This is a genomic window from Amycolatopsis sp. Poz14 (genome assembly GCF_006704225.1).
Taxonomy (GTDB): Bacteria; Actinomycetota; Actinomycetes; order Mycobacteriales; family Pseudonocardiaceae; genus Amycolatopsis; species Amycolatopsis nivea.
Map to the genome: position 1 here is coordinate 5,638,304 of NZ_JACLHD010000001.1, position 22,251 is coordinate 5,660,554.

Genomic DNA, 22,251 nt, shown 5'->3' on the forward strand with positions numbered 1-22,251 from the left:
CGTCGCGGTTTTCTCAGCGGGATGGCACTTACGGCGGTAACCCTGACCGCCTGTTCCGGAACGACGGCAGAGACCGACTCGCAAGCGGCGGGAGTGCCGAGGGGGCCGAGGAAACGAGGCGGTTCCTTCCGGTTCGCCAGCGCCTCGTTCAACGAAGCCACCGGCGCGGACCCGGAACTGCTGGGCGGCGGGTCGAGTTTCCCGTGCTACGACCAGCTCGTGAAATGGGACGCGAACCAGCAGCTCAAGCTGGAGCTGGCCGACGAGTTCGCGCCGCAGCCGGGCGACCCGTCGACGTGGACGATCCGTGTGCGCGACGGCGTCGAGTTCCACAACGGCAAGACCCTGGGCGCGGACGACGTCATGTTCACCATCAGGCGGATCCTGGACCCGAAGCTCGGCGCCGCGGCCGCCGCGCTGCTGGGCGCGATCGATCCGGCCGGGCTGACGAAGCTCGACAAGCGCACCGTGCGGCTCAAGCTGAAGTACCCGAATTCCCAGCTGGCCGACGGATTCACGAGCTTCTGCGGCGTTGTCCCGGTCGGCTTCGACCCGCGGCGCCCGGTCGGCACGGGCGCGTTCCGGCAGGAAAGCTTCATCCCGCACCAGCGCTGGGCGGGCACCCGGAACCCGCATTACTGGCGACCGGATTCCGCGCCCTACCTCGACCGGGTCGAGATGCTCAGCCTCGCGAACCCGGTGGCCGCGGTCAACGCGCTGCTGAGCGGGCAGGTGGACGCGATCGACAACGTGCTGATCTCGCAGCTGCCCCGGCTGAAGCAGAGCCGGAACGTCGCGGTGGTCGAATCGCAGACCGGCTCGGTCCAGTTCGTCTCGATGAACTGCCGCAAAGGACAGCTGTTCGAGGATGCGCGAGTGCGCAAGGCGTTCAAGCTGATGCTGGACCGGCAGCAGTTGGTCAACACGGTCTACTCCGGACACGGCGCGATCGGCAACGACGTGGGCGTGTTCCCGCAATGGGATCCGGCGTGCGCGCCGGACCTGCCGCGGCCCGAGCAGAACCTCGAGCGGGCACGGCAGCTGCTGCGGGAAGCGGGCAAGGAAGGGATGACCGTTCCGCTGCGCGTGGCGGAGCTGCTGCCGGGCATGACCGAAACCGCGCAGGTGTTGATCGAACAGGCGAAGAAGATCGGCGTGACGATCACCCTCGACCAGGTGCGCGACAACGCGCAGTTCTACACCGGCGAGTACTACAAGGCGCAGCTGCAGATCGATTACGCGTCGACCATGTCGATGTACGGCGGAGCCGAGTACTACTGGCTTTCCGATTCGGGATACAACGCCGCGGGATACGCCGATCCCGAGGTGGATTCCCTCTTCAAAGAGGCGCTGAAACACACCGGTGCCGGGTACGAGACGCCGATGCGGAAGATGTCGCGGATCATCCAGGACGAGGGGCCGTGGCTCGTATGGGGACGGCAGAACGTTTTCAGCGCTTTCAACCGCAAATTCACCGGAATCACGGCGGGAGCCGGCGGCGGCTCCCTGTCGGAGTACGGGCTCTGGAACGTCTCGCTGGCTTGACCGGCGGGGCCGTCGACTAGGAAGGCACGCGTCGCATGGCTGGTCGTCTATCGTTTCACGCGTTCACCGAGCTGGGCTGGACCGACGGCGAAGGAGGAGCCTGGCGCGATCCGTCCCTCGTCCCGCCGCGGACCGTCCCGGAGCTGGAATTCTGGGCCGGGCTGGCCAGGACGGCCGAACGCGGCTGTCTCGATTCGTTCTTCTTCGCGGACGCGATGGGAATGGGCGGGTTCACCCCGACCGATCGGGAAAGAGAGGTGCGCGACGGGCGGCTGATCCTCTGGGACCCGGCGGTCGCGATCCCCGCGCTGGCGGCGGCGACCGAGCACATCGGGTTCCTGTTCACGAGTTCCATTCTGCAGGAGCACCCGTTCACTTTCGCCCGCAAAGCGAGCACGCTCGACCATTTCACGAACGGCCGGGTCGGCTGGAACATCGTCACCTCCTACAGCCCGAATGTCGCGCGGAATTTCGGCATGGCCGACCTCCCTCCGCGCGAGGAGCGGTACCGGTGGGCCGAGGAGTACGTGGACGTGGCCTACCGGCTGTGGGAGGGGTCCTGGGAGGAGGACGCGGTCGTCGCGGACGCCCGGTCCGGGGTGTACGTGGACCCGGGCAAGGTGCATCCGATCGACTACGCGGGGGAGCGGTACCGGGTCCAGGGCCCGCACCTGACCTACGCCACCCCGCAGCGCACGCCGTTGCTGGTGCAGGCGGGCGGTTCGCCGGCCGGACGGGCGTTCGCGGCCCGGCACGCCGAAATGCAGTTCATCACCGCGCCCGATCCGGAGACGGCGGCCAAGGACATCGCCGCCGTGCGCCGGCTCGCCGCGCGAGCCGGCCGCAGTCCGGACGACATCTGCTTCACCATCTCGACCGGTTTCGTCGTGGGCAGCACCGAGGCGGAGGCGCGGCGCAAAGCCGAGGAACTCGACAGCCACGCGGACTTCGCCGGAAAGGTCGCCGCCGTCAGCACGTCGATCGGCGTGGACCTGACCGGGCTGGAACCGGACGCCCCGGTCGCCGAGCTCCTCGCCGGCGCGAGGTCGAGCGGCGGCATGTCCGGCGTGCTGAAGTCGCTCATCGGCTCGCTGCCCGCCGACCGGCCGCCGACCCTGCGCGATCTGATCCGGCCGCGCGGCGACCGGCACGGGGGAGTAGGCACGCCCGAGCAGATCGCCGACCAGTTGGAGCGCTGGCAGGCGGCCGGGGTCGGCGGAGTGGCGGTCGGCATGGATGTCCGGCCCGGTTCGCTCACCGACTTCGTCGACCATGTCGTTCCCCTGCTGCAGCAGCGCGGACTCGCCCAGCGCGAGTACGCGCCCGGAACGCTGCGGCAGCGTGTCATGGGCTACGGCGACCGGCTTCCGGACCGGCACCCGGCGGCCGGGTACCGCCGGCCTGCGGCTTCGGGAGGAAGGTGAGACCCGACGCTTCGGTGGACCGCCCCGACGATGCGCGCCGATCCCCGCCGCTTGTCTGGCTGATCTGTGCGGTGGTCTTCACCGAAACAACGCTGCTGACTCTCGTCACGCCGCTGATTCCGCGTTATGTGGCGGATTTCGGCATGTCGCACGCGGAAGCCGGGCTGTTCGTCGCGTTGTACGCGGCCGGGTCCATCGCCGGGTCGGTGCCCGCCGGGATGCTCGTCGCCCGGCTCGGCGCGCGCACCACGGTGCTGATCTCGCTGGTGCTCGTGGCGGCAGGCAGCGTGGGCATGGGCTACGGGAGACAGGTCGCGCTGCTGGACGCGACCCGGTTCGTGCAGGGCATCGCCGGGACGCTCGCCTGGGCGGGCGCGTTCTCCTGGCTGGTCGAGGTCGCGCCGGCGCAGCGCAGAGCGAGGACGCTGAGCATGGGGCTCGCGGCCGGATCGCTGGGCGGCGTGCTCGGTCCGGTCGTCGGCGGTCTCGCCGAGCTGACGTCGCTCCGGATGGTTTTCTCCGCGATGGCAGCGCTTTTCGGCGTTCTCGCGCTTGGCGTCGCCAGACAGCGCGCGTCCGGGCGAAGCCACCCGCAGCGGCTGCGAGACCTGCTGTCTGCCGTGAGACGGCCGGAAGTCGCTATCCCCGGCTGGCTGGTTGCCGCTGCCGGGATCGCGTTCGGCACGGTCGCGGTCACCGGGCCGCTCAAACTCGCCGATCTCGGGGCGAGCGGCGCGGTGGTCAGCGCGACCTTCCTGTGCGCGGCGTTCGCCGAGGTGGTGGTAACCCGGCTGGCTGGCAGCGCGTCCGACCGGCACGGCCACGGGGCCCCGATCCGGATCGGCCTGCTGCTGGCCGCGGCGCTCGCGGTCCTGCTCGCGCCCCCGGCGGCGGTTTTCCCGATGGCACTGGTGATCGTGGCGCTCACTGCCGCCGTCTCGATCTTCCTGGTCCCGGGATTCGCGCTGATCTCGGCCGGAGCACAGCAGGTCGGACTGCAGCAAGGCCTCGCCTTCGGCTTGACGAACATCTTGTGGGCGGCCGGGAACCTCCTCGGCGCACTCGCCGGAGGCAGCCTCGGCGCGGTGGCGGCCGGTGCCGCGGTGACCGGTCTGCTCCTGGCCTCGCTGGCCCTCGTCCGGCGGCGAAGACCGGCTGGACCAGAAGGCTGAGACGGACGGCACCGAGAACGAGACCGCCCGCGGAGACACCGGAAAACCACGCATCCGGTGCCTTCCGCACCGGGCTGCCCGAGCCCGCCGGAACGCTGGAATTCCCGCTGCCGCAGCGGCTTGACTAGGCCGTCCGGTCCGATTACCTTCTCGGTACCGACCGGTCGGTGTGAAGAGTTTCCGGGGCGGCCGGCCGGCACCGGGAACGGTTCGCCGGTCGGGTCGGAGCACCGCAAGCCAGGTTGCAGGGGGGCGCACCAGGCTCATCGCCGCGCGGTGAGCGTCGCCGATCGAGAGGTGAAAACCCATGCCCGAAGCGTTTCCTCCAGGAATGACCCGCCGGCAGGCCTTGCGCCTCGGGGCGCTGGGGGCGGGCGGGCTGCTGCTCGCCGGCTGCAGCGGAACCCCGGCGGTCCGGACGGCGAGCGCGCCGACCGGACCCCGCAAGCGCGGCGGGACCTTCCGCTTCGCCCCGATTTCGACCGCGGGCACCACGTCGGCCGACCCGTTGTCCATCAACAGCGGGTACGAGCTGCGCTTCGCCATGTTCAACACGCTGGTCGCGCCCGATCACCAGAACAAGGTGCAGCCGCAGCTCGCCGAGCTTTTCGAACCCGAAGGAAGCAACCAGTCGGTGTGGACGATCCGGCTGCGCGACGGGGTCGAGTTCCACAACGGCAAGACCCTCGACGTCGAGGATGTGCTCTTCACCATTCAGCGGCTGCTGGACCCGAAGAGCCCGAGTTCGGCGTCGAACCTGATGCGGGCGATCGATCTCAACGGGATCAAGAAGCTCGACAAGCGCACCCTGCGGCTCACCCTGAAGAGCCCGAACTCCCAGCTGCGCCGGGCCTTCGCGCCCTCGGACGCGTCGATCATGCCGGTCGGTTTCGATCCGAACCGCCCGATCGGCACCGGCCCGTTCAAGCAGACCTCCTTCACTCCCGGCCAGCGCTGGACCGGAACCCGCCACGGGAACTACTGGCTCGAAGGCCGGCCCTACCTGGACGGTCTGGAGTTCATCGGGTTCGCCGACACGACCACCGCGCGGACGAACGCGGTGCTGTCCGGCCAGATCGACGGCATCGACGGACTGCACCCGGCGCAGCTGCCGCAGATCTCCGCTCGCCCCAACCTGAACGTGCTGATCTCGCAGTCCGGCGCCTACCAGGTCTTCGAAATGCGCTGCGACAAGGGCGCGGTATTCGAGGACCCGCGCGTGCGCAAGGCGTTCAAGCTCCTGGTGGACCGGCCGCAGATGATCAAGGTCGCCTGGAACGGCCAGGGCGCGGTCGGCAACGACACCGGCGTATGGCACGAGTTCGACCCGGCCATGGACGGCTCGCTGCCGCAGCACGCCCAGGACCTCGACCAGGCGCGGTCCCTGCTCAAAGCCGCGGGCAAGGACGGGATGACGGTCACGCTGCGCACCTGCCAGCTCGCGACCGGCCAAGTGGAATCCGCGAACGTGCTGGTCCAGAACGCGAAGGCGGCCGGGGTCACGGTGAACCTCGACATCGTGGCGAACCGGGCCCAGTACTACGGCGGCCAGGACTACTACACGTCCCAGTTCAAAGTGGACTCCGACTCCACCGAGACGATGTTCGCGAACACGGCGTACGTCTTCACCGGCAAGGGGATCTACAACAACACCGGGTACGACAACCCGAAGGTCAACTCGCTGTACGAGCAGGCCCTGGCCGCGACCCCGGAGAAGTACCAGGAACTGATGCACGAGGTGTCGAGGACGGTCTGGGACGACGGTCCGTGGATCTCCTGGGGGAGGCAGAACACCGTGCACGTGTGCAGCAACAAGTTCACCGGGGCCGTACAGGACGCCTCGGGGCGGTTCAACGGCTACAACTGGACCGAGATCTCGCAGGCTTAGCCGCAGGGGTTTCCCGCTCGGACGGCGGGCCGCGGGTCTCGCGGGGCACTTTGGATACCAACTGGTCGGATTTTAACCGTGCCGGGACATCGAGGTCCCGGTGCCGGGAGAGAGGCGGGCGCGTGCACGCGAATCAGTTCCCTGCGATGACAAGACGCAGGCTGCTCGGCGCTGCGGCGGCCGGTGCGGCGAGCCTCGCGCTGGCCGCCTGTGCGGGCAAGCCGCCCGCCGAATCGGCGGTCGAGGCGGGGGATGCGGCTCCGACCGGGCCGCGCAAACGCGGCGGCACGTTCCGGTTCGCGCCGTCCGATTTCTCCGGGACCGTGTCGATGGATCCGCAAACCTCGGACTCGTCGTTCGGCCTCGCCGCAGCGCTCACCGACACGCTGATGGCGAGGGACCACGCGTGGCGTCTCCAGCCAGGGCTCGCCGAGGAATTCGAACCGGCCAAGGGCGATTTCGCGACGTGGACCGTCCGCGTGCGCGATGGCGTCACGTTCCACAACGGAAAACCGCTCGGTGCGGACGACGTGATCCACACGATCCGGCGGAATCTCGACCCGAAGAACCCGGGGTTCTCCGCAGGCTTGCTCGCCTCGGTCGACCCGAACGGACTGTCGGTGCTGGACAAGCGGACCGTGCGGCTGCGGCTCAAGTCGCCGAACTCGCAGCTGCGCGACGGCTTCGCCGAGGTGCCGACCGGCATCGTCCCGGTCGGGTTCGACCCGAAGAACCCGGTCGGCACCGGGCCGTTCAAGTACCAGAGCTTCGAGCCCGCGCAGCGCTTCGTGGGCGTCCGCAACGCGAACTACTGGCGGGGCGACGGACCGTACCTCGATTCGCTGGAACTGGTCGGGTTCAGCGACCCGATCACCGCGCGAACGAACGCGCTGATCAGCGGGCAGATCGACGGGATGGACCGGGTGCCGGCGAACCTGACCGCGCAGATCAGGGCCAGGAGCGACCTCGCGCTGATCGTGTCGGAGACCGGGGCGTTCGAGTTCACCGGCATGCGGTGCGACCAGGGCGCGCAGTTCAGCGACAACCGGGTGCGGCAGGCGTTCAAGCTGATGCTGGACCGCGACCAGATGGTCAAGACGCTCTACGCGGGGTACGGCGAGCCGGGCAACGACGTCGGCGCGTGGGCGCGGATCGACCCCGCCGTCGACCCGGCGATCCCGCAGCGGCACCAGGACGTCGACAAGGCGAAGTGGCTGCTGAAGCAGGCCGGGATGGAAGGCATGCGAGTGGCCTACCGGGTCGGGCAGGTCGAGCCGAGCGCGATGAGCGCCGCGACTCTGATGGTGGAGTACGCGAAGGCGATCGGGGTCGAGATGACCATCGAACCGGTGCAGAACATCTCGTCCTTCTACGGACCCGAATACTTCAGTTCGCAGCTGAAGAACAGCTACGACTACACCCAGTCCCTCTACGACAACGCGTCCTACTGCTGGCTGCCTTCCGGCGGTTTCAACGGCGAGCATTTCGACCACCCGAAGGTCAATTCGCTTTATGCACAAGCGGTGAACACCACGGGCGCGAAATACGACGAACTGATGCACGAACTGTCGCGAGTGATCCACGACGAGGGCCCGTGGCTGGTGTGGGGGAGACACGACATCCCCGACGCCTACCGCAAGAAGTTCACCGGTGCGCGCAAGGACGCGTCGGGGCTGGGCTTCAACGGGTGCCGCTGGGGCGAGATCTCGCTGGCGTAGCGACGATCCCTCACGGGTGCGAGACTGTCCGGAAAGGACCGGGCAGTCTCGCACCCGGCCCTTTCCGTTTTACCGCAACGCTAATTCGCCCCAGCCGTGGCGATCACGTCGATCTCGACGCGGCAGGCGCCCGCGATGCCGACCACCGCCACGGACCGGATCGGCAGCGGGCCGCCGGCGAAGTATTCGTCGAACGCGGCGAGCATTTCCGGGATGTGCTCGGCCGCGCTCACGTAACACGTCGCCTTCAGCACGCCGGACGGTGCGCCGCTGGCGCCTTCGACGACATCCCGGATCTGGTCGAGGACGACGCGGGTTTCCGCGGCGACGGTGTCGGTTCCGGGCAGTCGCCCGAACGTGTCCATGTCCAAGGCCATGCCGCCGGCGAAGACGTAGCCGCCGGCGATCGCCGCGCCGGAAAGGCCGAACCGGTCGGCCGCCGCCGGGTCGTCGGTAAGGAACGCGGTCACGGGAAACCTCCTGCGTTTTTCGGGGAACGGCGGGAAAACAGCCCGGAATTCTCGACATCATACCAAACGGTAGGTATGTTGAAGGCGCACCGAGACCACTACGCGTCGGGAGTTGTGCATGACCACTTACCTCGAACAGCGCAAGCATCCGGGCTCCTCCAGCGGTTCGGCGAGCGGTGACTTCGTGTTCGCCTCCGCGGTCGCGATCGATCCCGCGACGATGCGCCGGATCCCGGAGGCGCGCACCGTCGCCGAGGAGACCAGGGCGGTGCTGGCGTTGGTCGAAGACCATCTCGCGCAAGCCGGCTGCGGTCTCCGCGACGTCGTCAAAACCACCTGCTACGTCAGCGAGGAGACCGATCGGATGGAGTTCATCCAGGCTTACCGCGACGTGTTCGCGCCTGGTCCGTACCCGGCCCGCTGCACCGTCGTCATGGGCATCGCCGGCGACTGCCGCGTCCAGGTCGACGCGATCGCCTACCGGGGAGCACAGCAGTGAGAACGGCGCTGAGAGTCGACCTCCTGCACGCGCTCGAGAACAAGGACAACCGCCGTCCCTGGCACGAAGTCCTGGAGCAGGCGCGCCGCCGGTTCGCGCTGGCCGACGAGCTCGGCATCGACGGGATCTGGATCGGCGAGCACCATTTCGACCACATGGGCGTCGACCAGTCCCCGAACCCGGCGCTGCTGCTGGCCGATCTCGCGAGCCGCACCAGCCGGATCCGGATCGGGATCGCCGCGGTCATCCTGCCCGCCTGGCATCCGATCCGGCTCGCCGAGGACCTGGCGATGCTCGACCAGATGACCGGCGGACGGCTCGACGTCGCGCTCAGCCGCGGCATCCTGCAGGCCGAGATTGTCAACCTCAACGCCGAGGCCGACCGCTCCGACGACGCCCGCAGCAAGGCGATCTTCGCCGAACGCCTCGGCCTGCTGCGCGCCGCCTGGGCGCAAGACCCGCTGCGGTGGAGCAGCGAGCGGTTCGAGTACCCGCATCCGGACACCAAGTGGCCCGGCGGCCCGAGCAAGTACACCGACGAAAACGGGAAAGCGACCGGCATGGCCGTCATCCCGCGTCCTCGGCAGCCGGGCGGGCCCTCGCTGTACAGCGTCACCGACACCACCGGCGGTTTCGTCGCGGCAGCGCAGCAGGGGCTCAAGACCATCACCTGGTTCCCGACCCGCGGCGTCCTCGACGGTCTCAACACGGCTTACCGCGCCGAAGCGATCCGCGGCGGCGGAACTCCGCTGCAGGACAGTTCGGCAGTGTTGCGCGGCTGCCTGATCGCGCCGACCGACGCCGAAGCACGCGAACTCGTGGAGCCGGAGGTCACCAGCTCCTTCGAGTACATCAAGAAAGTGCGCGGCATCAAGGTCTGGCTCGACGAAGGCGAAGACCCGGACGACCCGGCGATCCAAGCGACCGCGCCGTTCGACCTCCTCTTCGAACGCGACCACCTCCTGGTCGGCTCGCCCGACACGGTCGCCGAGAAGATGCTGAAAGCCGTGCGCGAGAACAACGCGTCGCACTTCGTCCTGTCCCCGTCGTTGACCGAAAACGACCTCTGCGTCGAGCGCACGATGCTGTTGCTCGCCGAAGAGGTCTTGCCGAAGGTGAGGGCCGCTGTCCATGGGTAGCACCGCAACAGCCTCGTACGAGGTCCGCTCGACCGGCGAGTTCGCGTTCGTGGGCTCGCCCGTCCCGGAACCGCACGCGCAGAGCCAGTCGCTCGCCGAGGAGATCCGCGCCGCCATCGCCGGCGTGGAAGCCGGTCTCGAGAGCGCTGGCTGTTCGCTGACCGACGTGGTGAAGGCGACCTGTTATCTCGCCGAGGACTCTTACCGCGGCGAATTCTGGGGCGTCTGGGCGCAATGGTTCCCGGCGGACGCACACCCGGTGCGGCTGACGCTGGTCGCGGCTCTTCCGCACAACGACCGCGTGCGGCTGGAACTCGTGGCGGCGCGCTCATGATCCTCGAACGCACCGAGTGGGGAGATCCCGCAGCGCCGCCGCTCGTCTGCGTCCACGGCGTCGGCTCGCACGCGGGGGAGTTCCGCCGGGTCGCGACCCAGAGGTGGGCCGAGCGGTTCCGGGTGATCGCGTTCGACCTGCGCGGGCACGGCCGTTCCGGCTGGAATCCGCCGTGGACGCACGCGACCTACGCCGACGACCTCGTCGAATCGGTCGACGCGCTCGGCCTCGACCGGCCGGACTGGCTCGGCTTCTCGTTCGGCGGCCGGCTGCTGCTGGACCTGGCGGCGAAGCGGCCGGAGAAAATCGGCCGGGCGGTGCTGATCGAACCGGTCGTCCAGATCTCGCCGGAGCTGGCGAGGCACCGTGCCGAGCAGGAGCTGACCGGCGACGTGTGGGATTCGCTCGAGCATTTCCTCGGCAGCCGCGAGAACACCGGCGATCGCGCGATCGACCCGGAACTGCTGGCCGAGGTCGAGACGCAGTTCGAGACCCTGCCCGACGGCCGGGTCAAGCGGCGCACGAGCCAGGCGTCGATCGTGTCGATCTTCAGCGAGTTCGCCGCGCCCTCGCCGCCGCCGGAGACGCTGACCCGGCCCGCGCAGCTGATCTACGCACCGGAATTCGGCCTGGTGACGCCGGAACAGCGCGCGGCTTACGAACCGTACCTGGCCGACATCGTCGAGGTCCCGGGCCAGCACGCGGTGTTCTGGACAGCGTTCGACGAGACGGCGACGGCGGTCGAGCGCTTCCTGTCGGCATCGGTGTGAAGGGCGGTTCGATGGAGACCTTTGACTACGTCGTGGTCGGCGGCGGGTCCGCAGGTTGCGTAGTGGCGGCCCGGCTCAGCGAAGACCCCGGCGTCGCGGTGCTGCTCCTCGAAGCGGGCGGCGACGAACGACGCGACGACATGTCGGATCCGGCGCGCTGGGAAGAACTGCAGGCCACCGACGCGAACTGGGGCTTCACGACGGTGGAGCAGGCCGGCACCGGCCGCTCGCATCCCGCGCCGCGCGGGCGTGTGCTCGGCGGGTCCGGGTCGATCAACTGCATGACCCACCTGCGCGGCCACCGGCTGGACTTCGACCACTGGGCGAGCCTCGGCGCTGAGGGCTGGGACTACGCGGGCGTGCTGCCGTACTTCAAGCGATCCGAACACGTGCCCGACGGGGACCCTCGCTACCGGGGGACCGGCGGTCCGCTGCGGCCGCGGGCGACCAGCGACCCGCATCCGATCGGCACCGCGTTCATCCAGGGCGCCCTGAGCCTCGGACACCAGTTCACCGAGGACTTCAACGCCGAGGAGATGTCCGGCGTCGGCCATCCGGAATCCCTTGTGCTGCACGGTTCCCGCGAAAGCACCGCCACCGCTTACCTCCGGCCCGCGATGGCTCGCGAGAACCTGACGGTGCGCACCCAGTCGACTGCTCTGCGGCTGATCGTCCGGGACGGACGCTGCCACGGCGTCGAATACCTGCACGACGGCGCCCGGGAACGGGTCGCGGCCGGCGAGGTGATCCTGAGCGCGGGCGCGGTCGGCTCGCCGCATCTGCTGCTGCTTTCCGGCATCGGACCGGCGGACGAACTCGCGGCCGCGGGCGTCGCACCGCTGCACGACCTGCCGGGAGTCGGCCGGAACCTGCAGGACCACATCCTGCTGGCCGGCATCCGCTACCGCGCGCAGCGTCCGCTCGCGGCGACCGGCATGGACGGGGCCACCCTGCTCGCCCGGACGGACGACGGGGACCACGGCCCGGACCTGAACCTGTGCGCGATGAACTTCGACTACCACCTCGGCTGGCAGGAGCCAGCCCCGAACAGCTTCACCGTCGCGATCGGCCACATGCGCCCGGCCAGCCGCGGTTCGGTCCGGCTCGCGTCGGCCGATCCGCTGGCCGCGCCGCTGATCGACCCGGCCTACGTGCGGGAGCGGTCGGACCTGGACGCGCTGGTCAGGGGAGTGGAAGCGGTCGAGGCGATCGTGGCGACCGGGGCGTTCGACGAGTGGGGCGGCCGGTCGGACACCACCGCCTTGCTCGGCCTCGGCCGCGCTGAGCTGGAACACGCGGTGCGGGATTCGATGAGCAGCTATTTCCATCTTTCCGGCAGCGCCCGGATCGGCACCGACGACGAGGCGGTCGTGGACCCACGGCTGCGCGTCCACGGGATCGAGGGGCTCCGGGTCGCGGACGCCTCGGTGATGCCGGCCGTCGTGTCCAGCAATACCAACGCGGCCAGCATCATGATCGGCGAGAAGGCCGCCGACCTGGTGCGCGGCCTGCGCGCGGACGCCGTTGACGCGGCGAACGCCGAGTTTTAGCTTTTAGATACCAACCGGTCAGTCTCAACTGAGGAGGCGTCATGCCCAACCGCCCGCCCGGTGCCCGCCGGGGCGTCCCCGCCGAACTCCTGCGCGGTCCGTTCGACCCGGGCGGCCAGCCGGAGCTGCACCGGGACAAGCACATGCATCTGTCGTTGTTCGCCTGGAATGTCAGCAACGGGCTGTCGGCGAGTAAGGCCGTGCTCAGCGACCCGGAACGGCACCAGGAGTTCTGGAAATGGCCGTCCGCGGCGAAGCTGCTCCGCGCGACCGAGGAAGCCGGGTTCGACAGCCAGCTGCAGTACGGGATGTGGAGCGGGTACGAAGGGGCCACCCGCTGGAACAACTCGCACCTGGACTTCGCGACGGCGGCGACCGGCTCGGCGGCGATCACCGAACGGCTTGGCATCTACACGACTGTCCATGTGGGATACCAGATCCCGCCGATGCTGCTGGCCAAGATGACCGCGTCGATGGACCATCTTTCCGGCGGCAGGCTTGGCGTCAACATCGTCGCCGGGCAGAACTCCGTCGACTACGCGCAGTTCGGCCTCGTCGGCCCTCCGTCGCAGCAGGTCCGCTACGCGATCGCCGACGAACTGGTGACCGCGCTGAAATACCTGTGGTCCTCGGAAGAACCGGTCGACTTCGAGGGCGAGTACTTCCAGTTCTACGGTGCGCAGATCGACCCACTGCCGACGAGCCGCCCGCGTCCGCTGCTGATCTGCGCCGCTGGGTCCGACATCGGCCTCGACTTCGCCACCCGCCAATGCGACGCCTTGTTCATCACCGCCGACGACAAGGACCTCGACGGCTATGCCAGACGGGCCGCGAAGATCCACGCAATGGCCGCCGAACACGGACGCAAGGTGCGGATCTGCGCGATGTGCTACGTCGTGATGGACGAGACCGACGCCAAGGCCGCCGAAACGACGGAGTGGATGCGGGAGCAGATCGACCGCGACGCGCTCGAGGTTTGGCTGACGCGCAGCGGGCACATCATGAACAGCGAGCGGCAGGAAGTGACCGAGGACCAGTTCGGCGAGGGCCGGGCGAAGAGCGGGGCGAACCAGGACCCGTATTTGGGCATCGGCAAGGAGCACTACGAAAGCCTCGGCATGGGGATGGGTGCGTACCAGCTCTTCGGCTCCTACGAAACGGTCGCCGACCAGCTGATCGACCTGTACGAGTCCGGAGTGGAGCAGGTCGCGTTGTGCTTCTTCGACCCGCACAAGGGCGTCCAGCAGATCCGCGACCACGTGCTGCCGCTGCTGCGCAAGCGCGGCTACAACCTGCCGGTCTAGCGTGCGGCGAAGGGGTGTCTCCGGTTCTCCCCGGGGACACCCCTTCGCCGTGTTGTGGGGTCAGTCGCGCCGCGACCGGACGTGGTACTCGTCGAGATCGGGCTCCCGGGTCAGCGCCCAGTAGTCGACGAGCCGCCAGGGCATGGCCGCGACGACCCGGCCGTTCTTGTTGCGATACCAGTTGGTCGCGCCCGGGTGTGACCAGACCAGCTGCTCGTGTTCGGCGTCCACCTGCCGGTCGTACTCGTCGGCGACCTCGGCGCGCACCTCCACCGAGGACAGCCCGTCGGTGATCATCCGCGCGATGGCCTGGATGCTGTAGCCGAGAGCGCATTCGGCGGCGGCGATCGCGCTGCCGCCATGAGCCAGCGTGGTGTGCGGGCCGCCGACGACGAAGAAGTTCGGGAAGTCCGGCACGGTAATCCCGAGGTAAGCGCTGGCGTCGTCGTCTCCCCAACGTTCGCGCAAGGAGATCCCGGACCGGCCGACGATGTCCATCGGCCACAGCATTTTCCGGCTCTGGAAACCGGTCGCGAGCACGACGACGTCGGCCTCGTGAGTGCGCCCGTCGGCGGTGTGCACGTGAGTCTCGTCGAAGCCGGTCACCGCCTCGGCCACCAGTTCGACGTCGTCCCGGCGCAGGGTCGGGATCCACTCGTTGTCCATCAGGATGCGCTTGAGGTACGGCGGATATGCCGGGATCACCTGGTCGCGGAGCCGGGGCAGGTCTTCGCCGAGCTGGTCCTCCATGGCCTTGGCGAGGAAGGCCCGGTGCTTGTCGTTGGTGGCGTTGACCGAGCGGTCGGGATGTTCCCATTTCGGGTCGCGGCGCAGGGTGGCGAGCAGCTTGTCCTGGAACTGCCACACCAGCCGCAGCCGGTAGAACCCGGCGTAGTAGGGGACCTGGTCCATGAGCAGCCGGGTGCCCTCACCGGTGTCGCGCAGGTAGTTGGCGTTGGGCACGACCCATTGCGGCGTGCGCTGGAAGACCGCGGTGTGCCTGGCTTTCCCGGCGATCGCGGGGACGATCTGCATCGCGGTCGCGCCCGTGCCCACGACGGCTACGCGCTTCCCGGCGAGGTCGACCGAATGATCCCAGCGCGAGGAATGGAACGTCGGCCCAGCGAATGTCTCGAGGCAGGGGAAATCCGGGACGAACGGCTGGTTGAGGTTGCCCGCGCAGCTGAGCACGACGTCGGCCTCGGTTGTGGTGATCCCGGCCGAGGACTTCAGCGTGACGTGCCAGCGCTGCGCGGAATCGTCCCACCGCGCGGCCACAACCTCGGTGCCGAAGTGGATGTGCCGCTTCACGTCGAACTTGGTGGCGACCTCGTCCAGGTAGGTGAGAACTTCGGGCTGCTTCGCGTAGTAGCGCGACCAGGACAGCCGCGGGGCGAACGAGTAGGAGTACAGGTGCGCCGGGGTGTCCACGCCGGCTCCGGGATAGTCGTTCACCAGCCAGACTCCGCCGACCTCGGCGTTCTTCTCGACCACGGTGTGCGGAATTCCGAGTTCCTGCAACGCGATCGACGCGGCGATCCCCGACGAACCCGCGCCGATGACCAGCACGTGCCGGTCGTCGGCCGAGGCGGGCCGTTCGCCGGGCCACGAGAGTTCCCGGTGCGGCGCGAATCCCGCGTCGAGCGCCATCGGCTCGGCGTACTCGGGCAGCACGGTTTCGCCGAGGGAAAAGCTGAGCAGGTCGACGAGACGCTGGCCGCACGGCGGAGCGGGAACCTGCCGTTCGCCGTCGCGCAGCGCGCGCACGGCATCGAACGCGGCAGTGCGGATTTCTCCCTGGACGTCACCGGGCAGTCCCGCGGTGTCGTTGTCGTTGAGGGCGACCGACCGGGTGGGCCGGTACCGGTCGGCGAGCCACACCTCGTCGCCGGTGAGCTGGGCCAGCACGATCACCAGCGTCGGGATGTTCGCGACCGCGAGCGCGGCGCGCAGCTGCTCGTCCGAAGCCGTGACCGCGGTGCGCCGGGGGTCGGCAAGGTTGCTCGTCATCGTGCCTCTCTCGGTTTCAGGGAGCCGAACGGATTTCAAACTGACCAGTCGGTATCTACACTACACGGGACGGGAAGCGCGGAGTTTTCCCGGCCCTGCCGGGAAAACCTGAACCGAGGAGCGAGACGAATGGCTTCGGAAACCGGCCCGGTCGCGGTCGTCACCGGCGGCGGGAGCGGCATCGGCCGCGCCACCGTCCAGCACCTGATCGGCGAGGGTTACCGGGTGGTGGCCGCCGACCTGAACTCGCGCGCCGCCGTGGAGACCGCGGAACTGGCGGGAGACCGCGCGTTCGCCGTGATCGCCGACATCAGCCAGGAGCCGGACGTCGCCGCGATGGTGGCGGCGGCGGTCGAGCGGTTCGGGCGGCTGGACGTACTGGTCAACAACGCCGGGCTGGGCGGCGCGTTCGGCCCGGTCACCGAGATCGAGGTCGAGGACTGGGACTTCACCTTCGCCGTCCTCGCGCGCGGGACGTTCCTCGGGATCAAACACGCGGCGCGCGTGATGGACGCCGGAGCGAGCATCGTCAACATCGGTTCGATCGGCGCGTACAGCGGCGCGACGCTGGCCGCGACCGCCTACTGCGCGGCGAAAGCGGCGGTGCTGAACCTGACGATGTCGGCGGCAGTTGAACTGGCCTCGCGGCGCATCCGGGTCAACGCGGTCTGCCCGGGCCTCGTGCGGACGCCGTTGTTTGAATCGAGTGCCGGCGACGCGCTCTCGCAGCCCCGGCCGCCAGGTCAGCCATGGCCGCGATGGGGGCAGCCGGAGGACATCGCGCGAGCGGTCGGCTACCTCGCCTCCCCGGCGGCGGAGTTCGTGACCGGGCAAACGCTGGTCGTCGACGGCGGACTGACCGCAGCGGGCCCCGGCCCGGACTTCCAGGCCGAGCTGGGCACCGACCCGAGCGTGCAGGGCCTGGTCGGGGTGAACCGGGGCATGACCGGGGTGCGCAGCGAGGTCCGCCGCAAGCTCTCCTGACTCTTGACACCGAACGGACTGCATATGAAATATTCCGTACGCGTCGGGGACATCGAGGTCGCCAGGCGCCGAGCGGTTTCCCGCATTGGAGGATGAACGTGAGTTTCGAACTCCCTGGACCGACCGTTTCCTCGTTGCTGCGCCGGACTTACGACGTCCACGCCGGCCACATCGCACTCGTGCACGCCGACGGCACGGAAACCTCTTTCGGCAGGCTGCGCGACCTCGCCGCAGGTCTAGCTGGTGCCCTCACCGGACTCGGCCTCGCCCGCGGCGACCGCGTAGTCATCGCCGCGCGCAACTGCGCCGAGTATGTCGTCGTGGACCATGCCCTGTTCTGGGGTGGATTCGTCCGGGTGGCGGTCAGTTTCCGCCTGCACGCCAAGGAAATCGCCGAGATCGCCGAAGACTGCTCCGCTGGCGTCGTGGTCGCCGACGCCGACCGCGCCAGCGAGCTGGACCAGGCCCTGCGCGCCGCCGGAGTACCAGCGACAGTGGTGAGCACCTCGCCGACCGCGGACTTCCCGTCGGTGGCGGATTTGGCGGTGCACGAGCCCGTCGATCCAGCCCCAGCCGACCGCGAGGACCTGGTCTGGATGCCGTACACGTCGGGAACGACCGGGCGGCCGAAGGGCGTCATGCACACGCACCGGAGCATCCTGGCCACGATCCGCAACATGATGGTCGAGCTGCCGCCGATCACCGAGCGGGACACCATGTTGCAGGTCGCGCCGCTGAGCCACCTGGCCGGCTGGTACGGACTGGTGTACACCGTGCGCGGCGCGCGGCAGCTGTTCTCGGCGGAGTTCGACGCACGCGAGGCAGTGGAGGCGATCGGCAAGCACCGGGTGACCGCCATCCCGATCGTGCCCACGATCCTCGCCATGATGACTGACGAACTCGACCGCGGCGATTACGACGTCAGCTCGATGCGCACGATCATCTACGGCGGTTCGGCGATCGCCCCCGGCAAGCTGGCACGAGCGGTCGCGGCTTTCGGCGACGTGTTCGTCCAAAGCTACGGGCTCACCGAACTGCCGATGCCGGTGTCCAGCCTGTCGCAGGAGGACCACAAGTTCGATCCGGCCGCGCCCGCCCCCGAACGGCTGGGCTCGGCAGGTCGGATCACCCCGTACGTCGAGGTGCGGATCGTGGACGCCGACGGCCACGACGTGCCCGAGGGGGAGAGCGGCGAAATCTGGATCCGCGGGGACATGATGATGACCGGCTATTGGCACCAGCCGGAGGAGACAGCCGCCTTCCTGCGCCCGGATTCGTGGGCGAGCACTGGCGACATCGGCCGTTTGACGGACGGCTACCTGTACATCGTCGACCGCAAACGCGACCTGATCGTCTCGGGCGGGTTCAACGTGTTCCCGAGCGAGGTGGAAAAGGTGATCGGCGCACTGCCCGGCGTCGCGGAGACGGCGGTCGTCGGAGTCCCGGACCCGCAGTGGGGCGAGAGCGTCCTGGCGGTGGTCGTGCGGGAACCGGGCGGCGGTCTGACCGAAGAGCAGGTGCTTGCCGCCTGCCGGGATTCGATCGCCGGATACAAAAAACCGCGCCGGGTCGAGTTCGCGGACGAACTGCCGAAGAATTCCTCGGGAAAATTGTTGAGAAGGGAACTGCGCGCGAAATACTGGGAAGGCCACGCGAGGCTTGTCGATGGCTGACGCCGGGTGGACGTCGAACGGGATTTCAGGCACACGAACCCTTCCCAGGTCCTGTCGTGTCGCGAGCCGCGCGCAACCCTCAGGGCCGACTTGACCGTGGAGGAAGGCCAACTAAGCGAAAATCAACGGAACAACCTCATCGGCTGTGAGCGGCGATGCGGCCGCTCAGGTATTCCTGCAGCTCCGCGTCGTTGGCCTCGTACTCCTCAGCGGTGGCCTCGCTCGTGGACAGGATCCGGTCGCTCCACACCCGGAACTTCGGCCAGTCGGCCACCGGCACCCCGAGCAGCTCGCAGATCACCGCCACCGGCAGCGGCAACGCGAAATTCTCCACCAGGTCCGCCGGCCCGCCGCGGGCCGACTGTACGGCTGCTTCGACGGTGGTGGAGCAGGTCGCCGCCGAGCGGTTGATCGGGGGTTATCTGGCGTGCCCAGTCACGGCGGCCGAGGCGGTCGGGGCATTTCAGGCGGCCTAGTCGAGGGCCTGGCGTTTGTCACCTCTGTAAAAACAGACCGGAACGCACATCTCAATCGGCAGTCACACCCGGCCCCGGGCCGCCTGACAACCTACGGAGAGCCGTCATGCGCGAATACCGTGACCATCACATAGGCGTGGCATACGTGCCGGCCCGGTCCGCCGGCCGGATTCCGTTCGTGGACCCGGCCACCGAAGAAACCTGCCCAGACCGCGGTACGAAGCTAGCGCGGCGGCAGAAAGCGAACGGGGCGAGCCAACTAAACACGTCAGGCGGGGTCGAGGGTGATACGTTCGCGGGCTCGGCCCGGCACCACGTGCGTTCGGGAGGTGTCGGGCCTAGCCCCGATGGCCGATCAGCCGGCAACCAGGAGCACGTCTTCTCCTTCGCGCGTGCTGACGTCGACTTCCGTCAAGCGGCCCGACCTGCGCCACCTTCGAAGCACGCGACGCCCGTAATTGTGCGTCCCCGCCACCCTGTCAAGTTCGGCCCCGCTCGGCGACCGCCCCGCGGCTACTTGCTTCGCGTAGTAGGCCCACATTCGTTGCTCCGCCGTCAACACAGGTTCGCCGGTACGGGACGAGACCGTTTTACCGTCTGCCGAGACCGACTCGGTCTCGCAGCCTCCTATCGTAGCCGCGATATCGTCCTGCTCGGGCGCGGTCACGGCGGCCTGTTTCAACGCCCGGTTCAGCAACTCCACCGCGAACAACAACGCGATCGGCGGGCATGCCGCCACCACCACCTGCAACGGGCTCCGCACCGGAGCGGACCCGATGTTCGCCAGCAGCGACAGCGCGATCCCGAACACGAATGCCGACCACGCCACCCACCTGCCATGCTCCCGGCCGGTCCGACGACGCTTCCACAACTCGACCGTCGCGATCGTCAGCAACCCGTCCACCAGCAACGGCCAGATCGAGGCGGTCGAAGGATCCGCGCCGAACCGGACAGCGAACTCACGGCCGTGGCGGTACGACGCATACGCCGCCCCGATCGCGACCAGGCCCGTGCAACCGCACTGCACCCACAGAGCAAGGTTTGGAGCAACCTTCCGGCGCGACTCTCTCATCACGACGCCACCACCACAGCATGATCGAATCGCAGGGAGCACAGGCGTCCGGAGCAGCACGGACCCGACACCACGAACCGGCAGGTGCGAGCCCGAGGGGAGCCCGAGCGTGCGAGAACACGGCGACAAACTGCGGCATCACCCGACATCCGGCACGCGTACACAGCGAGGTAAACGGCACGGACCGACATCATTCGGCACCATCCGAAACTCGGTCAAAACGACTTTTACCCGGCGGGTTCAGGGTTCGAATCCCTGGCGGCCCACTCTCGAACCCCAGGTCACCGGGCTCGGTGACCTGGGGTTTTGTGCTGTCCGGGAGCGGGTCTTCCGGTGCGGGACTGTCCATTGTGGTCTGGTGTGAGCCCGAGAGGCGCGGGCGGGGTGCGCAGAGGATGTGCTGGATCACCTTCATGTCCACTCCGGCGGCCAGCATCAGCGTCGCCTCTCCCCGCAGCTATGCCTGCCCCTAGCCTGGACACGCCCTGTACTGCGTCGAGAACCCGGCTTCGATGTTTCGGCGTACCGCGTCGACGGCCTCCCACTGGGCCGGGTCGAGCCGGCTGAGCGCGGCGGGGAAGACGCCGTCCTGCTCGGCGAGGATGTGTTCGCGCAGCAGGTGCAGCGTGGCCATCAGCCGCGCGGGCCACGCCGGGTCGGCAGGTGTCCCGTCGGCGGCCTCGCCGAGCACGTGCTCGATCTGCCGGTGCTGATCAGCCAGCGCCGCGAGGTGGTCCGGGAACTCGTCGTGCAGCGCTGGGAAAAGGCCTTGCTCTTCGACTGTCGTGTGTGGACCGAGGACTTCGGCGATCCGGCGGGCGAGGTTTGCCATCGCTGCGACGTCGTTCGCGCCGTGCGCGGTGCGGGTGCGGCTGATCAACGCGACCGCCTCGTCGTGCTCCCGGGTCAGTTCTGCGATCGCGGGCACAGCCTGGCAGCCGCAGTACTCACACACCGGCCTTCTCCACACGGAAGTGCTGCTGCAACGACCGCTTCGCCACCGTTGCGGTGAACGCGAGGGCTGCGGCGGCGACCAGCGCGAGTGCGGCAAGGCCGAGCGCATACGAGCCGAGGCCGCCGTAGAGCGCTCCCATCACCAGCGGCGGAATGAAGCCGCCCAGGCCTCCGGCAGCTCCGACGACTCCGGTCACCGAACCGACCTTGTTCGCCGGGACGAGCATGGCGACCATCGCGAACACTGCGCCGCTCCCCGCTCCGAGGGCCGCGGCCATTGCCAGGAATGCCATTGTGCCGAGCGGCATCAGGCCGGGACTGAACGCTTGTACTGCGGCGCACGCCGCGACAGCGCCGAACACGCCGACGAGCACGCGCACGGGGCCGAAGCGGTCCGAAAGCCAGCCGCCGATTGGGCGCATCACCACGGCGAAGAGGACGAAACCGGCCATCCGGTTGGCGGCGTCGCTCTGGGCCAGTCCGTAACCGGTCTTGAGGTAGGCCGGGAGGTAGACCGAAAACGCGACGTAGCCGCCGAAAGCGATCGCGTACAGTGCCGAGGCCTGCCAGGTCACCGCGAGCCGGAGGGTCTGGCGCATCCGCTGGGCCAGCGGTTCCGTCGGGACCGTGCGGTCGGGTGCGTCGCGCAGCAGGACGGCGGCGAGGATCGCGTAAGCGACGAGGACGGCCGCGGTGATCAGGAACGGGGTCGCGACGCTTCCGGCCCTGACCAGCGGGACGGTCGTCAGCGCGCTGATCGCGGTGCCGCCCATGCCCGCGCCGAAGATGCCGATCGCGAGTCCGCGCCGCTCGGGCGGGAACCAGGCGTTGACGAACGGGACGCCGATCGCGAACGACGTGCCGCCGAGGCCGAGGAAGAAGCCGCCGATCAGGAGTGCGAGCAGCGACGAATGCCCGGCGAGGCCGAGGAACAGCACCGGCAGCGCGGTCAGGGCCGAGAGCACCGGGAACATGATCCGGCCGCCGTAGCGGTCGGTGAGCGCGCCGACCGGGATCCGGCCGAGCGAGCCGACCACGACCGGGACGGCGACCATCAGGGCCTGTTCGAACGCGGTCAGCTTCAAGGAGTCCTTGAACAGCGGGCCGAGCGGGCTGAGCAGTGCCCAGGCCCAGAAGTTGAGCGCGAACCCGGCGGTCGCGAGGGTCAGCATCAGCGCGGGTCTGCCGGCTCCGGCCGGGCGGTCCTGTGTCGAGGTCATCGACGCCTCATTCGTGTCGTGCGAGCGCCCGCCGGTCGGCGAGGGCCCG

General features: G+C 68.8%; 18 protein-coding genes and 1 pseudogene. 13 read left to right on the forward strand and 6 right to left on the reverse strand.

Annotated features, from left to right (window positions below):
- The first annotated feature begins 21 nt into the window (after nucleotides 1–21).
- The 5 genes from FKO37_RS26720 (at nucleotide 22) to FKO37_RS26740 (ending at nucleotide 7,747) form a co-directional block, all read left to right on the forward strand.
- The gene (locus tag FKO37_RS26720; RefSeq protein WP_238606244.1) at nucleotides 22–1,545 is read left to right on the forward strand and encodes an ABC transporter substrate-binding protein; all 1,524 of its coding nucleotides are present in this window, start codon (nucleotides 22–24) and stop codon (nucleotides 1,543–1,545) included.
- 35 nt (nucleotides 1,546–1,580) lie between these two features.
- The gene (locus FKO37_RS26725) at nucleotides 1,581–2,969 is read left to right on the forward strand and encodes an NtaA/DmoA family FMN-dependent monooxygenase (RefSeq protein WP_238606245.1); all 1,389 of its coding nucleotides are present in this window, start codon (nucleotides 1,581–1,583) and stop codon (nucleotides 2,967–2,969) included.
- On the forward strand, nucleotides 2,966–4,141 hold the full coding sequence (locus tag FKO37_RS26730; protein WP_238606246.1) for an MFS transporter: 1,176 nt from the start codon (nucleotides 2,966–2,968) through the stop codon (nucleotides 4,139–4,141). The genes FKO37_RS26725 and FKO37_RS26730 overlap by 4 nt, the downstream gene beginning before the upstream one ends.
- A gap of 331 nt (nucleotides 4,142–4,472) precedes the next feature.
- Nucleotides 4,473–6,029 (forward strand): ABC transporter substrate-binding protein, encoded by a 1,557-nt coding sequence (locus FKO37_RS26735; protein WP_238606247.1) that lies wholly within the window; start codon nucleotides 4,473–4,475, stop codon nucleotides 6,027–6,029.
- 146 nt (nucleotides 6,030–6,175) lie between these two features.
- On the forward strand, nucleotides 6,176–7,747 hold the full coding sequence (locus FKO37_RS26740; protein WP_238606248.1) for an ABC transporter substrate-binding protein: 1,572 nt from the start codon (nucleotides 6,176–6,178) through the stop codon (nucleotides 7,745–7,747).
- An 80-nt stretch (nucleotides 7,748–7,827) separates the two neighbouring features.
- On the opposite strand, the gene FKO37_RS26745 is transcribed toward FKO37_RS26740, so the two are convergent.
- Nucleotides 7,828–8,217: a RidA family protein gene (locus tag FKO37_RS26745; protein WP_238606250.1), complete on the reverse strand. Its 390-nt coding sequence runs from the start codon at nucleotides 8,215–8,217 to the stop codon at nucleotides 7,828–7,830.
- A 118-nt stretch (nucleotides 8,218–8,335) separates the two neighbouring features.
- On the opposite strand from FKO37_RS26745, the gene FKO37_RS26750 reads away from it, so the two are divergent.
- From FKO37_RS26750 to FKO37_RS26775, 6 genes are read left to right on the forward strand one after another with little or no spacing between them, the layout of a single operon-like run.
- Nucleotides 8,336–8,716, forward strand: a complete 381-nt coding sequence (locus tag FKO37_RS26750; protein ID WP_238606251.1) for a RidA family protein — start codon at nucleotides 8,336–8,338, stop codon at nucleotides 8,714–8,716.
- Nucleotides 8,713–9,855: an LLM class flavin-dependent oxidoreductase gene (locus FKO37_RS26755; protein ID WP_238606253.1), complete on the forward strand. Its 1,143-nt coding sequence runs from the start codon at nucleotides 8,713–8,715 to the stop codon at nucleotides 9,853–9,855. The genes FKO37_RS26750 and FKO37_RS26755 overlap by 4 nt, the downstream gene beginning before the upstream one ends.
- Complete coding sequence (locus FKO37_RS26760; RefSeq protein ID WP_238606254.1) at nucleotides 9,848–10,189, forward strand: RidA family protein; 342 nt, start codon at nucleotides 9,848–9,850, stop codon at nucleotides 10,187–10,189. The genes FKO37_RS26755 and FKO37_RS26760 overlap by 8 nt, the downstream gene beginning before the upstream one ends.
- The gene (locus FKO37_RS26765; protein WP_238606255.1) at nucleotides 10,186–10,959 is read left to right on the forward strand and encodes an alpha/beta fold hydrolase; all 774 of its coding nucleotides are present in this window, start codon (nucleotides 10,186–10,188) and stop codon (nucleotides 10,957–10,959) included. Before FKO37_RS26760 ends, FKO37_RS26765 begins: the two co-directional genes overlap by 4 nt.
- Nucleotides 10,960–10,970: 11 nt before the next feature.
- Nucleotides 10,971–12,509, forward strand: coding sequence for a GMC family oxidoreductase (locus FKO37_RS26770; protein WP_238606256.1), 1,539 nt, complete (start codon nucleotides 10,971–10,973; stop codon nucleotides 12,507–12,509).
- 41 nt (nucleotides 12,510–12,550) lie between these two features.
- Nucleotides 12,551–13,813 (forward strand): LLM class flavin-dependent oxidoreductase, encoded by a 1,263-nt coding sequence (locus tag FKO37_RS26775; protein WP_238606257.1) that lies wholly within the window; start codon nucleotides 12,551–12,553, stop codon nucleotides 13,811–13,813.
- 60 nt (nucleotides 13,814–13,873) lie between these two features.
- Here the strand turns inward: FKO37_RS26775 and FKO37_RS26780 are convergent, their stop codons facing one another.
- Complete coding sequence (locus FKO37_RS26780; protein ID WP_238606258.1) at nucleotides 13,874–15,823, reverse strand: NAD(P)/FAD-dependent oxidoreductase; 1,950 nt, start codon at nucleotides 15,821–15,823, stop codon at nucleotides 13,874–13,876.
- Between the two features lie 129 nt (nucleotides 15,824–15,952).
- Between FKO37_RS26780 and FKO37_RS26785 the strand changes: the two genes are divergently transcribed.
- Both FKO37_RS26785 and FKO37_RS26790 read left to right on the forward strand, forming a co-directional pair.
- Nucleotides 15,953–16,807, forward strand: a complete 855-nt coding sequence (locus tag FKO37_RS26785; protein ID WP_238606259.1) for an SDR family NAD(P)-dependent oxidoreductase — start codon at nucleotides 15,953–15,955, stop codon at nucleotides 16,805–16,807.
- Nucleotides 16,808–16,905: 98 nt separating this feature from the next.
- The gene (locus tag FKO37_RS26790; protein WP_238606260.1) at nucleotides 16,906–18,480 is read left to right on the forward strand and encodes a class I adenylate-forming enzyme family protein; all 1,575 of its coding nucleotides are present in this window, start codon (nucleotides 16,906–16,908) and stop codon (nucleotides 18,478–18,480) included.
- Between the two features lie 145 nt (nucleotides 18,481–18,625).
- On the opposite strand, the pseudogene FKO37_RS26795 reads toward FKO37_RS26790, so the two are convergent.
- The 4 genes and pseudogenes from FKO37_RS26795 to FKO37_RS26810 form a co-directional block, all read right to left on the reverse strand.
- Nucleotides 18,626–18,838, reverse strand: a pseudogene (locus tag FKO37_RS26795) (cytochrome P450); the annotation flags it as partial.
- A 473-nt stretch (nucleotides 18,839–19,311) separates the two neighbouring features.
- Nucleotides 19,312–20,028 carry a DUF2637 domain-containing protein gene (locus FKO37_RS26800; protein WP_238608337.1) on the reverse strand — a complete coding sequence of 239 codons (717 nt, stop codon included), beginning with the start codon at nucleotides 20,026–20,028 and terminating at the stop codon, nucleotides 19,312–19,314.
- A gap of 469 nt (nucleotides 20,029–20,497) precedes the next feature.
- Nucleotides 20,498–20,956, reverse strand: a complete 459-nt coding sequence (locus FKO37_RS26805; protein WP_238606261.1) for a hemerythrin domain-containing protein — start codon at nucleotides 20,954–20,956, stop codon at nucleotides 20,498–20,500.
- Between the two features lie 19 nt (nucleotides 20,957–20,975).
- Nucleotides 20,976–22,202: an MFS transporter gene (locus FKO37_RS26810; protein ID WP_238606262.1), complete on the reverse strand. Its 1,227-nt coding sequence runs from the start codon at nucleotides 22,200–22,202 to the stop codon at nucleotides 20,976–20,978.
- Nucleotides 22,203–22,251: the final 49 nt, after the last annotated feature.

Coding starts and splice junctions, on each gene's coding strand:
- FKO37_RS26810 (WP_238606262.1), bottom strand. CDS start 22,202: ATGACCTCGACACAGGACCGCCCGGCCGGAGCCGGCAGACCCGCGCTG.
- FKO37_RS26725 (WP_238606245.1), top strand. CDS start 1,581: ATGGCTGGTCGTCTATCGTTTCACGCGTTCACCGAGCTGGGCTGGACC.
- FKO37_RS26740 (WP_238606248.1), top strand. CDS start 6,176: ATGACAAGACGCAGGCTGCTCGGCGCTGCGGCGGCCGGTGCGGCGAGC.
- FKO37_RS26780 (WP_238606258.1), bottom strand. CDS start 15,823: ATGACGAGCAACCTTGCCGACCCCCGGCGCACCGCGGTCACGGCTTCG.
- FKO37_RS26800 (WP_238608337.1), bottom strand. CDS start 20,028: ATGAGAGAGTCGCGCCGGAAGGTTGCTCCAAACCTTGCTCTGTGGGTG.
- FKO37_RS26775 (WP_238606257.1), top strand. CDS start 12,551: ATGCCCAACCGCCCGCCCGGTGCCCGCCGGGGCGTCCCCGCCGAACTC.
- FKO37_RS26785 (WP_238606259.1), top strand. CDS start 15,953: ATGGCTTCGGAAACCGGCCCGGTCGCGGTCGTCACCGGCGGCGGGAGC.
- FKO37_RS26770 (WP_238606256.1), top strand. CDS start 10,971: ATGGAGACCTTTGACTACGTCGTGGTCGGCGGCGGGTCCGCAGGTTGC.
- FKO37_RS26720 (WP_238606244.1), top strand. CDS start 22: ATGGCACTTACGGCGGTAACCCTGACCGCCTGTTCCGGAACGACGGCA.
- FKO37_RS26765 (WP_238606255.1), top strand. CDS start 10,186: ATGATCCTCGAACGCACCGAGTGGGGAGATCCCGCAGCGCCGCCGCTC.
- FKO37_RS26750 (WP_238606251.1), top strand. CDS start 8,336: ATGACCACTTACCTCGAACAGCGCAAGCATCCGGGCTCCTCCAGCGGT.
- FKO37_RS26760 (WP_238606254.1), top strand. CDS start 9,848: ATGGGTAGCACCGCAACAGCCTCGTACGAGGTCCGCTCGACCGGCGAG.
- FKO37_RS26735 (WP_238606247.1), top strand. CDS start 4,473: ATGACCCGCCGGCAGGCCTTGCGCCTCGGGGCGCTGGGGGCGGGCGGG.